We start from the raw sequence: 13643 nt of genomic DNA, 5'->3' as shown, positions 1-13643 counted from the left end.
TGGCCCTTTTCAACGAGGGACAAGTTGGATATAATAAATGTTGAATGTTGAATAACAGAAAATCAGAAAGGGGCAGTGTAAATGGCAGCTTCAGATATTGGAATCGATTTAGGCACAGCCAGTATCCTGGTATACGCCAAAGGAAAGGGGATTGTGCTGAAAGAGCCTTCCGTTGTTGCATATGATAAAGACAGCAATAAGATCAGAGCTGTAGGGGAAGAGGCACGTCAGATGATAGGCAGGACGCCGGGAAATATTGTGGCAGTGCGTCCGCTGCGCCAGGGAGTGATCTCTGACTATGAGGTTACGGAAAAGATGCTGAAGTATTTCATATCCAAAGCCATAGGAAAAAGGGCATTTCGGAAGCCCCGGATCAGCATCTGCGCCCCCAGCGGAATTACAGAGGTAGAAAAAAAGGCGGTGGAAGAAGCCACTTATCAGGCAGGTGCCAGAGAAGTATCTATTATTGAAGAGCCTATTGCAGCAGCCATAGGCGCTGGCATTGACATCACCAAGCCTTTTGGGAATATGATTGTAGACATCGGAGGAGGAACTACAGATGTGGCAGTTATCTCCCTTGGAGGAACTGTAGTTTCCACTTCTATCAAGGTGGCAGGGGATAACTTTGACGAGGCCATTATGCGCTATGTGAGAAAGAAACATAATCTGATGATCGGTGAACGTACTGCAGAGGATATTAAAATCCAGATTGGTACTGTATATTCCCAGCCAGAGCCAAAGACCATGGAGGTAAAGGGAAGAGACACCATTACCGGCCTTCCCAAAAGTATTACGATAACTTCCGAAGAAATCAGAGAGGCTTTAAAAGACGCTGCAACTCAGATTATGGAGACTATACACAGTATTCTTGAAAAAACTCCGCCGGAACTTGCTGCTGATGTGGCGGAGAGAGGAATTGTCCTTACCGGCGGCGGGGCCCTTCTGGGAGGACTGGAACAGCTGATCGAGGAAGAGACAGGGATTAATACTGTAGTCGCAGAGGAGCCGGCCCTTGCAGTGGCTATCGGTACTGGCCAGTATATGGAGCTTATGAGTAAGCTGGGAGGAAAATAATCTTAAAACACGGTATGGAAGGGAAGAAGTGTGGAAGAAACAATAGAAGGATATGTAGACCATATCATATTTCAGAATCGGGATAATGGATATACAGTGGCCTGTCTGGTTTCAGAGGGAGAGGAAATAACCTGTGTGGGAACTTTCCGCTTTCTTAATGAAGGTGAGACCATACGGGCAAAAGGCGTTTATACAAGACATCCTTCCTACGGAAAGCAGTTTTCTGTAAGCTCCTATGAGTCTGTGATACCACAGGATTCTCTGGCAATGGAACGCTATCTGGGATCAGGCGCTATTAAGGGGATAGGAGCGGCCCTTGCAGCCAGAATCGTAAGAAAGTTTGGAGATGATACGCTGCGGATCATTGAGGAAGAACCGGAAAGACTGGCGGAAGTGAAAGGGATCAGTGAAAGAAAGGCAAGAGAGATTGCAGAACAGGTGGAAGAAAAAGCGGATCTGAGAAGGGCCATGATGTTCCTTCAGCAATATGGGATTACTCAGAACCTGGGAATGAAAATATACCGGCAGTATGGGCAGGAGATGTACGGAATACTGAAAGAGAATCCCTATAAAATGGCAGAGGACATTCCCGGGGTAGGTTTTAAGATCGCAGATGAGATTGCCGCCAGGATTGGAATCCATACAGATTCAGATTACCGCATCAGAAGCGGTATTCTATACATATTACTTCAGGCATCAGGAGAAGGCCATGTTTATCTGCCAAAAGAAGTACTGCTTGGCCGGGCCAAAGAGCTGCTGGGAGTAGAACAAGAATATATGGAGAAACATCTGACGGATCTTTCCATTGACAGAAAGATAGTGATCCGGGAGATATGCAGAGAAGGAAAGCCGGCAGAACTGGCAGTGTATGCTTCTTCCTATTATCAGATAGAGCTTCATGTAGCCCAGATGCTCCATACATTAAACCTTCAGGATACTGTGCAGGAGGACATCCTGGATGAAAAGATTCAGAGGATACAGAGAGCTGCCAGAATAGAGCTGGATGAAAAACAGCAGGAGGCAGTACGGGAAGCAGTGAAAAATGGACTTTTGGTTGTCACAGGAGGTCCGGGGACTGGTAAGACTACTACGATCAATGCCATTATCCGATACTTTGAAATGGAAGAACTGGATATATGTCTGGCGGCGCCTACAGGCAGGGCCGCTAAGAGGATGACGGAGGCCACCGGGTATGAGGCAAAGACCATACATCGGCTTCTTGAACTGAGCGGCGGTCCTGAACAGGCTCAGGAGAGCATCCGATTTGAGAGAAATGCCCAGAATCCTCTGGAGGCAGATGTGATCATCATTGATGAAATGTCTATGGTAGATATATTTCTGATGCATGCCCTTCTTTCTGCAATTGTTTCCGGAACCCGCCTGATCCTGGTGGGAGACGTAAACCAGCTCCCAAGTGTAGGACCAGGAAGCGTACTGAAAGATATTATCTCTTCAGGGCAGTTTCCAGTGGTAGAACTGGTGAAAATCTTCCGGCAGGCATCCCAGAGCGATATTGTGGTGAACGCTCATAAGATCAACCAGGGAATACCGGTGATACTTGACAATAAGAGCAGGGATTTTTTCTTTCTGAAACGCTATGATGCAAATGTGATCATCAGTATTGTCATAACTCTGATCCAGAAGAAACTTCCTAAGTATGTAGAAGCCTCTCCATATGAGATTCAGGTCCTTACCCCTATGAAAAAGGGTCTGCTGGGAGTGGAGCGCTTAAATGTGATACTGCAGCAGTATTTGAACCCTCCGGAGGCGGAGAAAAAGGAAAAAGAGCATGGACAGGGGCTCTTTCGGGAAGGTGATAAGGTAATGCAGATAAAGAATAATTATCAGCTGGAGTGGGAAATCAGGGGAAATTACGGTATACCTGTTGAAAAGGGAGTAGGAGTTTTTAACGGAGATACTGGAATCATCCGGGAGATTAACCTGTTTGCAGAAACAGTAACCGTTGAATTTGAAGAGAAAAGATTCGTGGAATACTCTTTTAAGCAGCTGGAAGAACTGGAGCTGGCCTATGCCATTACCATACATAAAGCCCAGGGAAGTGAGTATCCTGCAGTAGTGATTCCCCTTCTTCAGGGTCCTAAGATGCTGATGAACCGAAATCTCCTTTACACCGCTGTTACGAGAGCCAGAAAATGCGTGACTCTTGTGGGAGATGAAAGAACCTTTTTTGATATGGAAAGCAATCAGATGGAACAAAATCGATATACAGCTTTGGACGTAAGAATCAGGGAGATTCAGTGAAAAATAAAAAAATAATAATGAATACATTTCTGGATATTCTGTATCCCCGGCACTGCCCAGTGTGTCATAACATAATCGGCTTCCGGGGACAGAAAATCTGTGACAGCTGCAGGGAAAAATTGCAACCTGTAACAGGACCAAGGTGCTATAAGTGTTCCAGACCACTGAGTGATCCCGGACAGGAATACTGCAGGGACTGTAGCAGCCGAAGACATTTCTTTGAACAGGGAATAGGAATTTTTCCCTATAGTACACTTCTTCAGGAATCCCTATACAAATTAAAATATGAAAAACGACAGGAATATGGAACATTTTACGGAGAGCTGGGAGCTCTTTGGGCAAAAGAGCAGATAAGCCGTTGGAAAATAGATATTATAGTACCTGTACCCCTTCACAGAAAACGCTTGGAAAAGAGAGGGTATAACCAGGCAGAACTCATAGCAGAAGCTTTGGGAAAAAGACTGGCTCTGCCTGTGGATAAAAAATTATTAAAACGAAAAGTAAATACCCGTCCTCAAAAGGATCTGGGACCGGCAGAACGGAAGGCGAATCTGAATAATGCCTTTATTTCCAAAGGCAGACTGGAGGGTGGGAATGTATTGCTTGTAGACGATATTTATACTACTGGAGCCACTGTGGACGAGGCTGCAAGAATACTGAAAAAGGCAGGGGCGGACAGAGTCTATTTTCTGGTAATTGCTATCGGCTCTGGGGCCTAAAACTCTTGATTCACTTCCCAGGGGTATGTTATAATGCAGTAAGTATGAGTATGTATCAGAATATAAGGAAAGAGGAAATTTTATGCTTGACGTCCAGAAAATAAAGAAAATGCATAAACTGGCTGCATATGAATCAGGTGAGGGAAAGCAGCATCTGGCTATCAGCAATTATTATAGAAGCGATTACATAGGCTTGGCTTTGATCAAGAATTTTTTTCTTACCACCATGGCCTATGGACTGCTCCTGTTAGGATGGGCCGGATATAAAAGTGAATATCTGATGAACAATATACATCGGATGAACCTTACGCTTCTGGTAGTGGGTGCACTGGGCGGGTATATTATCCTGCTGGTGGTTTACAGTGTGCTTACGTATATTTATTGTACAGTAAAATATGCAAAAGCTCAGAAAGGAATACAGGAATATTATAAAGGACTGGGACAGATAAAAAAGATATATGACAGAGAAGAGAAAAGAAATGATAGGATTACAGGAAGGAGAAGGTGACCGTGACAACATTATTGGAGACTAAACAAAAAATAAAAAATTTTTACGGGGAGCATGAAACCTGGATTCTTCCTCTTCTGAAGTTCCTTCTTGCTTTTGTTGTATTTCAGGGTATAAACTCCACGCTTGGGTTTTTAGAGGCTCTAGATAATATTTTTATAACTTTGATTTTATCACTGATATGTGCTGTGCTGCCTTTGAACGGAATGACTATTCTGGGGTGCATTATGATAATTGCTCACTGTTATGGTATAGGTGTTGAAGTAGCGGCTTTTTCAGCTTTGCTCCTTCTGCTCCTTATGATCCTGTTCCTAAGATTCACATCTAAGGACAATGTAGCGCTGATCTTAACACCGGCGGCATTTACACTCCATATGCCGGCAGCAGTTCCAGTAGGAAGCGGTCTGTTGAGAGGCCCTTCCTGTGCGGTTCCTGCCTGTTGTGGTGTGATTTTATACTACTTTATGGAAACAGTCAGTGACAGAAGTACAGTTCTTCAGGGCAAAGAAACGGAATCCGTCCAGAAATTTCAGATCCTTCTGGATGCCCTTATTAACAACCAGGAGATGTGGCTGAATATTCTGGCCTTTGTTGTGGTGCTGATGGTGGTATACCTGATTTCCAGAACGTCAGCAGATTATTCCTGGAGGATAGGTGTTGCCGCAGGCGCAGTGGTATATATTTTGATCATGATTCTGGGCGGAATGTTTTTAAATGTCAATATTAATATAGGCGGTGTGATCCTGTCAGGAGTTTTGGCAGCAGTAGTGGGACTCATTATTGAGTTTGCAGCTCTGGGTGTGGATTATTCCAGAAGCGAGATTACACAGTTTGAAGATGATGAATATGTATATTATGTAAAAGCTGTTCCCAAGTCCTTTATAACCAGAGCAGAAAAGAGTATTAAAAATATTTCTTCAGAGCCTGGAGAAAAGAGTGACGATGAGGAAACCGCTCCTGTGGAGAGAGTTGAGGGAGAGTCTTTTGACTTCGAAAAACAGTTGGAGGAGTCATTAAAAGACTTATAGAGTATAGATTCTGAGATTGAGAATGCTGGATGTTTTTGGCCTTGTAGTTCTGAGAACTCCGGCAGGAAAGGGGGAGAAGTGATGTGAGTGGCTTTTTAAAGTCTATCCATGACTATTTAGGGCAGTGGACGTTGCCGAACAATATACAATGGAATGATATTGTGGAAATCCTGCTGATTGCCTTTTTTGTCTATCAGTTTATGCTGTGGATTCGAAATACCAGGGCATATTCGCTGCTGAAGGGTATTTTAACTGTGTTAGTATTCATATTGATAGCATCTCTGCTGGAAATGAATACGATTTTATGGTTGGTTTACAATGCCGGCGGTTATGCAATTACAGCGATTCTTGTTATTTTTCAGCCAGAACTGCGTAAAGCCCTGGAAGAATTAGGACATAAGAAAATTGTCAGCAATCTTATCCCCTTTGATACCAGCAAAAAAGAGACAGAAGGACGATTCAGTGACAGAACAGCTAACGAGATTGTAAGAGCAAGCTTTGAAATGGGAGCTGTAAAGACAGGGGCGCTGATCGTTATTGAAGAAGAAACAGTGCTCAATGAGTATATTCGAACAGGAATTGCACTGGACTCTCTTGTGAGCAGTCAGTTGCTGATCAATATTTTTGAACATAATACCCCTCTCCATGATGGAGCAGTGATCATACGGGGAGACAGGATCGTATCGGCCACCTGTTATCTCCCTTTGTCGGATAATCTGGAGCTGAACAAAAATTTGGGAACCAGACACCGTGCAGGTGTGGGTATCAGTGAGGTCAGCGATGCTCTGACAATCATTGTTTCCGAGGAAACAGGAAGAGTCTCTGTAACTAAAAACGGAGAAATCCATGTGGGACTGAATAAGGAGGAGCTGAGACAGATTCTGGAAGAAGAACAGAATAAGACAAAGCAGGAAAAAGTAAAGCGCAGACTGTGGAAGGGTTTGGTGAAAAATGAAAAGAAATCTGATGAATAAATTTACTCTGAAAATCCTTTCTCTGGCAGTTGCTATTCTGTTGTGGCTTTTGGTAGTAAACATCGAAGATCCTGTAAGGTCAGAAACTTACTGGGAGGTGCCGGTTACAATAGTGAATGAATCCTATCTTACCAGTGACCTGCGGATACCTCTTCTGGTAGAAGGCAGTGATACAGTAACGGTCAGGATTCAGGCCGAAAGCTCTGTGCTCAGAGAAATTGACAGAGACAGTATTACTGCAGAAGCAGACATGACCCAGATCATATCAATGGATACAACTCCTTATATGGTACCTGTGCGGGTAATCTGTCCAGGAGTCTCTGATGAAAATATTACTGTTACGCCGGCAAATATTCCTATAGAAACCGATGATCTTACAACCCAGGCTATGACCATATCTGCTTCCGTAGGAAACACCAGGCCTGAATCAGGATATGAAGTTGGAAAGCTTACAGTAAATCCGGAAAAAGTGACAATTTCAGGACCGGAAGATTTGATCAGCAAGCTGGACCGGGTGGTAGCTGATGTAGATGTTTCGAGTATGAACCAAAGCGGCAGTATTTCTGCTCCTCTGCATATATATGACAAAAACGGTGACGAACTGACAGATACTCAGATGTCTTATCTGAATCTCCAGGGAGCTGAAAATAATACGGTAAGTGTGGATGTAGATCTGTGGAGAGTGAAGACAGATATTAACATTCAGGTAGAATCATCAGGAACTCCGGAAGATGGATATCAGGTATCTGATATTACTACAGTCCCAAATACGCTGAGTGTGGCAGGGACAGAGGAGGCTTTGAAAGAGCTGGAGGATAACGGTAACACAATAACCATTCCTGCCTCTGAGGTAGATGTTTCTGGTAAAAATGCGGATTTTGAGCAGACTGTGGATATTGAGGATCTGCTTCCAAATGACATTATGCTTGCCAGAGATATCAGCAGTTCCGTAATCGTTTCAGTGACGATTCTGCCTTATGACAGTAAGGAATATGTGATACCATCTACTAAAATTGATAGAAGCAAACAGCCAGAAAATATGACAGCAGTTATCATGGATGACAGCGTGACTGTCCGTGTAAGAGGTTCTGATGAAGACTTGGAAAATCTAAAGGAAGATGATATAAAGCTGTCCATAGACACCTCAAAGTATACCAAAGAGGGAGAGCAGGAGGTTCCTGTAAATGTAACACTTCCTGAGGGCTATGAATTGGTAGATGAGGTCACAGTAAGAGTCAACCTGACTCCATCTGCTGAGAGACAGTCAGAAGAATAAGAGAAGATAGGAAGTGAGACAATGGTCAGTCAGAAGGTAACGATAAAGAACCCTACCGGGCTGCATCTGCGTCCGGCAGGAATACTCTGCAAAGAAGCTATGAAGTTTAAATCTCTGATCACTTTCCGTTTTGCGGGGGGCTCTGCAAACGCTAAAAGCGTCCTCAGTGTTTTGGGGGCCTGTGTAAAATGTGGAGATGAAATTGAACTGGTCTGCCAGGGAGAAGACGAGGAAACTGCTTTAGAAACTCTGGTCGCTGCTATAGAGAGTGGATTAGGAGAATAAGATGCAGGCTGCTGTATTAAACAAAGAGTGCAAAGCTCGTTTAATATGGCAGCTTTTCTCGTAATAAGGATTACAAAGGAAAATTGGAGGTAAAAGACGTGTTATGGTACATAATAAGATAAGAGCTGGGCTGCGTGACGGCATTCCCATTGCTCTTGGATATTTTTCTGTGAGCTTTTCTTTTGGAATGCTGGCGGTGCAGGATGGGATTTCACCTTTCCATGCAGTATTGATTTCTCTGATGAACCTTACGTCTGCAGGACAGTTTGCAGGCCTGACAGTTATAGTTTCAGGAGCGTCTTTAGTGGAGATGGCCCTTACCCAGCTGGTAATCAATATCAGATATGCTCTGATGTCAGTTTCTCTTTCTCAGAAATTGGACAGTTCAGTAAAGACATTCCAACGCATGTTGATCGCCTATGGAAATACAGATGAAATTTTTGCAGTGGCAAGTTCCAAACCGGGAACTGTGGGAAGTAAGTATATGTATGGATTGATCCTTCTGCCTGTAATCGGATGGGTGGGAGGAACCCTGACAGGAGCTGTTGCCAGCACGATTCTTCCTGCCGCTGTGATCAGTGCCTTGGGAGTAGCCCTTTACGGTATGTTTATAGCGATTGTGGTTCCTGTAGCGAAAGAGAGCAAAGAAGTGCTTCTGGTAGTGGCAGTATCATTGGTATTTAGCAGTGCTTTTTATTACCTTCCGGTCCTTCGGAATATTTCCTCCGGATTTACTATCATTATCTGTACTGTGGCTGCTGCCGGAATCGGAGCAGTACTATTTCCAATCAAGGAGGAACAGGCATGATATATGCATATATATTTGTTATGGCAGGGGTGACTTATCTGATTCGTATGCTGCCCTTGACATTGATCCAGAGAAAAATTTCGAATATTTATATACGTTCTTTTTTATATTATATTCCTTACGCATGTCTTACCGCTATGACTTTTCCGGCAATTCTTTATGCTACAGAATCACCTTTCTCAGGATTTGTAGGGCTTGCGGTGGCTGTATTTCTGGCAATTAGAAAGAAAAGCCTGATTTTTGTGGCAGGCTTTGCCTGTGCAGGAGTATTTCTTGCGGAGAGAATCCTGGAGATATTACCAATGTGTTAAGAAAATATGAAGCGGGTTAGTTGATTTATGTAGATAAATAGTGTAAACTAAACTAATACTATTAAGGAATTAAAATAAAAGCAGAGGTAGAATAAATGACTAAGCTAAAAAAAGTATTTGAACTTCCAGTAGAGCTTTACCATAGCAGACACTTGATATTTAATCTGGCAAAAAATGATTTTAAAACAAAGTATGCCGGTTCTTATCTGGGAATTGTTTGGGCCTTCGTTCAGCCAATTGTTACAATTTTAGTTTACTGGTTTGTATTTAGTGTAGGCTTAAGGGCCGGAAATGCAGATGACTACCCCTTTGTGCTGTATCTGGTATCGGGAATTGTGCCATGGTTTTTCTTTCAGGATGCATTAAATGGGGGCACAAATGCTCTTTTAGAATACAATTACCTAGTGAAAAAAGTAGTATTTAAGATTAGCATATTACCTATGGTCAAGGTGATTTCGGCAATGTTTGTACATTGCTTTTTTGTGGTATTTGCATTGCTGCTCAGCTCTTTCTATGGTTATACCCCATCAGTGCATACGATACAGCTGATATACTATTCATTCTGTACATTTGTCTTTTCTCTGGCACTTGTTTATATTACCAGTGCTGTGGTAGTTTTTTTCAGGGATTTGACTCAGATTATCAGTATTATTCTTCAGGTGGGAGTGTGGATGACGCCTATTATGTGGGATTTAAATATGCTGAACGGATATCCTATATTGATGAAAGTGTTCAAATTAAATCCAATGTATTATATTGTATCTGGATACAGAGATTCTATGCTGGGTAGAATCTGGCTGACTGCCCATTGGAAATGGGGGATTTATTTCTGGTGCCTGACAATTATTATTTTTATATTAGGAACAGTTATTTTTAAAAGGCTTAAGCCGCATTTCGCAGATGTACTTTAAGGAGATAAGATATGTCAGAAGTTGCAATAGCAGTGAATCATTTAAACAAAATATATCGATTATATGATAAACCTATAGACCGGTTAAAAGAATCACTTGGTTTGTCCAGAAAAAAAAGATATAAAGAGCATTATGCTCTTCGAGATGTTTCTTTTACTGTGAGCAGAGGAGAAACCGTAGGGATTATCGGAACAAATGGCTCCGGAAAATCTACTATATTAAAGATTATCACCGGAGTATTGAATCCCAGTGGAGGAGAAGTGCAGGTGAATGGAAGGATTTCTGCTCTGTTAGAATTAGGGGCTGGCTTCAACATGGAATATTCGGGTATAGAAAATATTTATCTGAATGGAACCATGATAGGCTTTTCCAGGGAAGAAATAGACAGGAAAATGGATGATATCCTGAAATTTGCAGATATTGGAGATTTTGTATACCAGCCCGTGAAAACTTATTCCAGCGGTATGTTTGTGCGTCTTGCTTTTGCTGTGGCAATAAACATAGAACCGGAAATCCTGATCGTGGACGAGGCACTGTCGGTTGGGGATGTCTTTTTTCAGGCTAAATGCTATAGAAAATTTGAAGAATTTAAAAAACAGGGAAAGACGATTCTTTTTGTCAGCCATGACCTGGGGAGCATCAGTAAATATTGCGACAGGGTTGTTCTGCTGAACAAAGGGGAGAAGATGGCAGAGGGAAAACCTAAGGAAATGGTGAACCTTTATAAAAAAGTTCTGGTAGGATTAGAGGATGCGGAAGATGCATCGAAAGATGAAAATCCTTTAGAATCTGTTCCCACAGACGGTAAATGGGACCGGCCTTTTGAAACAAATCCCAATGTGCTAGAATATGGAAATGGGCGTGCTAATATAATAGACTTTATTATTATGGACCAAAAAGGGATTCCTGCAAATAGCATAGAGAAGGGAACTGGATTTTCAATAAAAATGAAGGTGAAATTTCAGGAAACTATCCAAGAACCTATTTTTGCATATAGTATAAAAAATCTCCAGGGAACAGAAATAACAGGAACAAACACACTTTTTGAAAAAGCAGATATCAGTCCAAAAGAGAAGGGACAAGTTTGTGAGATTACCTTTACACAGGAAATGAATCTGCAGGGGGGAGAGTACTTGCTTTCCCTGGGGTGCACTGGGTATGTAAATGGAGAATTTGAAGTGTTTCATCGTCTATATGACGTGTGTGGAATTACAGTTATATCATCAAAAAATACGGTTGGATTTTATGATATGAATTCTAAGATAACTGTAAGCTGAAGGAGATATAAGGTGGAAAAAATAGGAAAAGTGAAATTAGATGATACCTATTATAGCGGTAAAGATTTATATAGTGACGGGGAGATTGAAGAGAAACTATTAACGATTGCCCAGAAACATACAGAAGAGGAATTGAATCAGGTTATTGCCAGAGAAAACAGCTGGCCTGTTATGTACCACTTTTCTAATATAAGACAGAACATTATAGATTGGCTACCGATCACAAAGGAAGAGAAAGTCTTAGAAGTGGGGGCAGGGTGTGGAGCTATAACAGGAGCTTTAGCAAGAAAAGCAGGTGAGGTGGACTGTATAGAACTGTCCAGAAAGAGAAGCCTGATCAATGCATATAGAAATAAAGAGCATGATAATATAAAAATAATTATGGGGAACTTTCAGGATATCGAGCCGAACTTAGATTCAACATATGATTATATTACGTTAATCGGAGTCTTTGAATATTCTCAGGGATATATACAGGGAGAAAATCCCTATATCCGTATGTTGGAGAGTATAAAGGGACATTTGGTGCCAACAGGGAAAATTGTGGTAGCGATTGAGAACCGTCTGGGACTAAAATACTGGGCGGGCTGCACAGAGGACCATGTGGGAAGATATTTTGAAGGACTCGAGGGATATCATACTACGAAAGGTGTCAGGACTTTTTCTAAAAAAGAATGGGAAAAGATGATCCAAGAGACTGGTTTGAAAGCAGAATTTTATTATCCATATCCAGATTATAAGTTTCCGCTGTCTATATATTCTGATAAATATTTACCCAGAAAAGGCGAGTTGAATTTAAATTCTTATAATTTTGATAGAAAAAAAATAGAACTGTTTGATGAGGGAAAAGTATATGACAGCCTGATTGAGGATGAAATGTTTCCTGTATATTCTAATTCATTTTTGATATTGTTGGAGAGGGGATAATATGAGAAAAATCTTGTTTACCAAATATTCAAATGAAAGAGATCCCAGATTTGCGATCAGAACGGATATATGGGAGGAATCTGGAAAAAAAGGTGTCAGTAAAAAGGCATGCTATCCCCAAGGCAAGAAACATGTAGAGAGCATATTTAATATATTTCAAAAATTAGAGAATACTTTTCAAAACACGAAGATTCAGATAAACCAGTGTAATCTGGAAGAGGAACAGCTGATTTTAGAATATCTGAGTGGAAATACTCTCCAGGAAATTTTAGATGGCCTTTTGAAACAAAGGAAAATAGAAGAGTTTAAAACGATATTACAAGAATATATTAGTATCATTGAGAAAACAGCTCAGACGAAATTTGTGATCACAGAAGAATTTCAGCAGGTGTTTGGAAAAATCCAGGAGTCGAAAGAATTTTTCTCCGCTGAAGTGACAGATATCGATATGGTTTTAGGAAATGTAATCGTCCAGGGAGATAAATGGACGCTGATTGATTTTGAATGGACTTTTTCTTTTCCGATTCCTATACAGTATGTGATATATCGGATTTTGCATTATTATGAAAAAAGTAATGCTTTTAGGAATCAGATAGCATCTTGGAATCTATATGAAACAATGAGAATTGGAAAAAAAGAGCAGGAAATGTTTCAGGGTATGGAAGAGAACTTCCAGAAATATATATTGGGAAACTATGTACCCCTTCGTGCCTTATATCCTAGGATCACTCCGGGTGTGGTAACACTGCCGCAGCTTTTAAACAGTCAGATACCAGAGGAAAAGCTCCAGATATTTATGTCAAAGGATGGGATTGCCAGAGAAGAAGAGTCTTTTTATTTTCCAATGGAGCAGGGAAGAGTAAGAGCAGAGCTGAAAATAGAAACTGGGACAGTTTTTATCAGGCTGGACCCAGGTGAAGCCCTGGGAGTCGTTATTATCAAAAAGCTGGAGTGGAAATCCGGAGAAAAATGTGTGATAAAAACCAATGGAATTCAAAAATCTGAAAATGAATGGCTATTTATTAACCAGGATCCTCAGATATATATAGAAGTGGTACCTAAAGATACAGAAAAGTTACTTATTGAGGTTTATAAGAACTATGGACTGGAGAGCTATGCACAGGAAATCATAAAAGAAAAAGAACAAATTCTCCGCCAGAAGAAAGAAATATTGGAACTGACATATCAACTGAAAGAAAAAGAACAGAAAATTCAGGATATGGAAAATACTAAGGTCTGGAAAACGTACAAGAAATATAAAAAGATGGTAAAAGGGGACTAGA

14 protein-coding genes are annotated in these 13643 nt (G+C 41.3%); all 14 read left to right on the top strand.

Annotated features, from left to right (window positions below):
- The first annotated feature begins 81 nt into the window (after window positions 1–81).
- Window positions 82–1074 carry a rod shape-determining protein gene (locus B5G33_RS11045; RefSeq protein ID WP_087417693.1) on the top strand — a complete coding sequence of 331 codons (993 nt, stop codon included), beginning with the start codon at window positions 82–84 and terminating at the stop codon, window positions 1072–1074.
- Between the two features lie 30 nt (window positions 1075–1104).
- Window positions 1105–3336: an SF1B family DNA helicase RecD2 gene (gene recD2 / locus B5G33_RS11040; protein WP_087266682.1), complete on the top strand. Its 2232-nt coding sequence runs from the start codon at window positions 1105–1107 to the stop codon at window positions 3334–3336.
- Window positions 3337–3353: 17 nt separating this feature from the next.
- Window positions 3354–4055 carry a ComF family protein gene (locus B5G33_RS11035; protein ID WP_087417728.1) on the top strand — a complete coding sequence of 234 codons (702 nt, stop codon included), beginning with the start codon at window positions 3354–3356 and terminating at the stop codon, window positions 4053–4055.
- An 82-nt stretch (window positions 4056–4137) separates the two neighbouring features.
- A complete protein-coding gene (locus tag B5G33_RS11030) occupies window positions 4138–4563 on the top strand; it encodes a hypothetical protein (protein ID WP_087417692.1) in 426 nt (141 codons plus the stop codon).
- Window positions 4564–4565: 2 nt separating this feature from the next.
- A complete protein-coding gene (locus B5G33_RS11025; RefSeq protein WP_087266686.1) occupies window positions 4566–5591 on the top strand; it encodes a hypothetical protein in 1026 nt (341 codons plus the stop codon).
- Window positions 5592–5674: 83 nt separating this feature from the next.
- The gene (gene cdaA, locus B5G33_RS11020) at window positions 5675–6565 is read left to right on the top strand and encodes a diadenylate cyclase CdaA (RefSeq protein ID WP_087266689.1); all 891 of its coding nucleotides are present in this window, start codon (window positions 5675–5677) and stop codon (window positions 6563–6565) included.
- Window positions 6558–7841, top strand: coding sequence for a CdaR family protein (locus B5G33_RS11015; RefSeq protein WP_204247377.1), 1284 nt, complete (start codon window positions 6558–6560; stop codon window positions 7839–7841). The genes cdaA and B5G33_RS11015 overlap by 8 nt, the downstream gene beginning before the upstream one ends.
- 21 nt (window positions 7842–7862) lie before the next feature.
- A complete protein-coding gene (locus tag B5G33_RS11010; RefSeq protein ID WP_087266695.1) occupies window positions 7863–8126 on the top strand; it encodes an HPr family phosphocarrier protein in 264 nt (87 codons plus the stop codon).
- Between the two features lie 103 nt (window positions 8127–8229).
- Window positions 8230–8934, top strand: coding sequence for an AzlC family ABC transporter permease (locus tag B5G33_RS11005; RefSeq protein WP_087417690.1), 705 nt, complete (start codon window positions 8230–8232; stop codon window positions 8932–8934).
- On the top strand, window positions 8931–9245 hold the full coding sequence (locus B5G33_RS11000; protein ID WP_087417689.1) for an AzlD domain-containing protein: 315 nt from the start codon (window positions 8931–8933) through the stop codon (window positions 9243–9245). Before B5G33_RS11005 ends, B5G33_RS11000 begins: the two co-directional genes overlap by 4 nt.
- 95 nt (window positions 9246–9340) lie before the next feature.
- Window positions 9341–10156 (top strand): ABC transporter permease, encoded by an 816-nt coding sequence (locus B5G33_RS10995; RefSeq protein ID WP_087417688.1) that lies wholly within the window; start codon window positions 9341–9343, stop codon window positions 10154–10156.
- A gap of 11 nt (window positions 10157–10167) precedes the next feature.
- Window positions 10168–11433, top strand: a complete 1266-nt coding sequence (locus tag B5G33_RS10990; RefSeq protein ID WP_087417687.1) for an ABC transporter ATP-binding protein — start codon at window positions 10168–10170, stop codon at window positions 11431–11433.
- A 12-nt stretch (window positions 11434–11445) separates the two neighbouring features.
- On the top strand, window positions 11446–12360 hold the full coding sequence (locus B5G33_RS10985) for a class I SAM-dependent methyltransferase (RefSeq protein ID WP_087417686.1): 915 nt from the start codon (window positions 11446–11448) through the stop codon (window positions 12358–12360).
- A gap of 1 nt (window position 12361) precedes the next feature.
- Complete coding sequence (locus B5G33_RS10980) at window positions 12362–13642, top strand: hypothetical protein (protein WP_087417685.1); 1281 nt, start codon at window positions 12362–12364, stop codon at window positions 13640–13642.
- Window position 13643 lies beyond the last annotated feature (1 nt).

It is taken from the genome of Blautia sp. An81, from assembly GCF_002161285.1.
Taxonomy (GTDB): Bacteria; Bacillota; Clostridia; order Lachnospirales; family Lachnospiraceae; genus Blautia; species Blautia ornithocaccae.
Note: the sequence above shows the minus strand (reverse complement) of the source record. Positions and strands in the feature narration are given on the sequence as shown.

Excerpts from the sequence above, each read along its gene's own strand:
- B5G33_RS11045 (WP_087417693.1), top strand. The coding sequence starts at position 82 with ATGGCAGCTTCAGATATTGGAATCGATTTAGGCACAGCCAGTATCCTG.
- B5G33_RS11035 (WP_087417728.1), top strand. The coding sequence starts at position 3,354 with ATGAATACATTTCTGGATATTCTGTATCCCCGGCACTGCCCAGTGTGT.
- B5G33_RS11030 (WP_087417692.1), top strand. The coding sequence starts at position 4,138 with ATGCTTGACGTCCAGAAAATAAAGAAAATGCATAAACTGGCTGCATAT.
- B5G33_RS11015 (WP_204247377.1), top strand. The coding sequence starts at position 6,558 with ATGAATAAATTTACTCTGAAAATCCTTTCTCTGGCAGTTGCTATTCTG.
- B5G33_RS11010 (WP_087266695.1), top strand. The coding sequence starts at position 7,863 with ATGGTCAGTCAGAAGGTAACGATAAAGAACCCTACCGGGCTGCATCTG.
- B5G33_RS11005 (WP_087417690.1), top strand. The coding sequence starts at position 8,230 with ATGGTACATAATAAGATAAGAGCTGGGCTGCGTGACGGCATTCCCATT.
- B5G33_RS11000 (WP_087417689.1), top strand. The coding sequence starts at position 8,931 with ATGATATATGCATATATATTTGTTATGGCAGGGGTGACTTATCTGATT.
- B5G33_RS10995 (WP_087417688.1), top strand. The coding sequence starts at position 9,341 with ATGACTAAGCTAAAAAAAGTATTTGAACTTCCAGTAGAGCTTTACCAT.
- B5G33_RS10990 (WP_087417687.1), top strand. The coding sequence starts at position 10,168 with ATGTCAGAAGTTGCAATAGCAGTGAATCATTTAAACAAAATATATCGA.
- B5G33_RS10980 (WP_087417685.1), top strand. The coding sequence starts at position 12,362 with ATGAGAAAAATCTTGTTTACCAAATATTCAAATGAAAGAGATCCCAGA.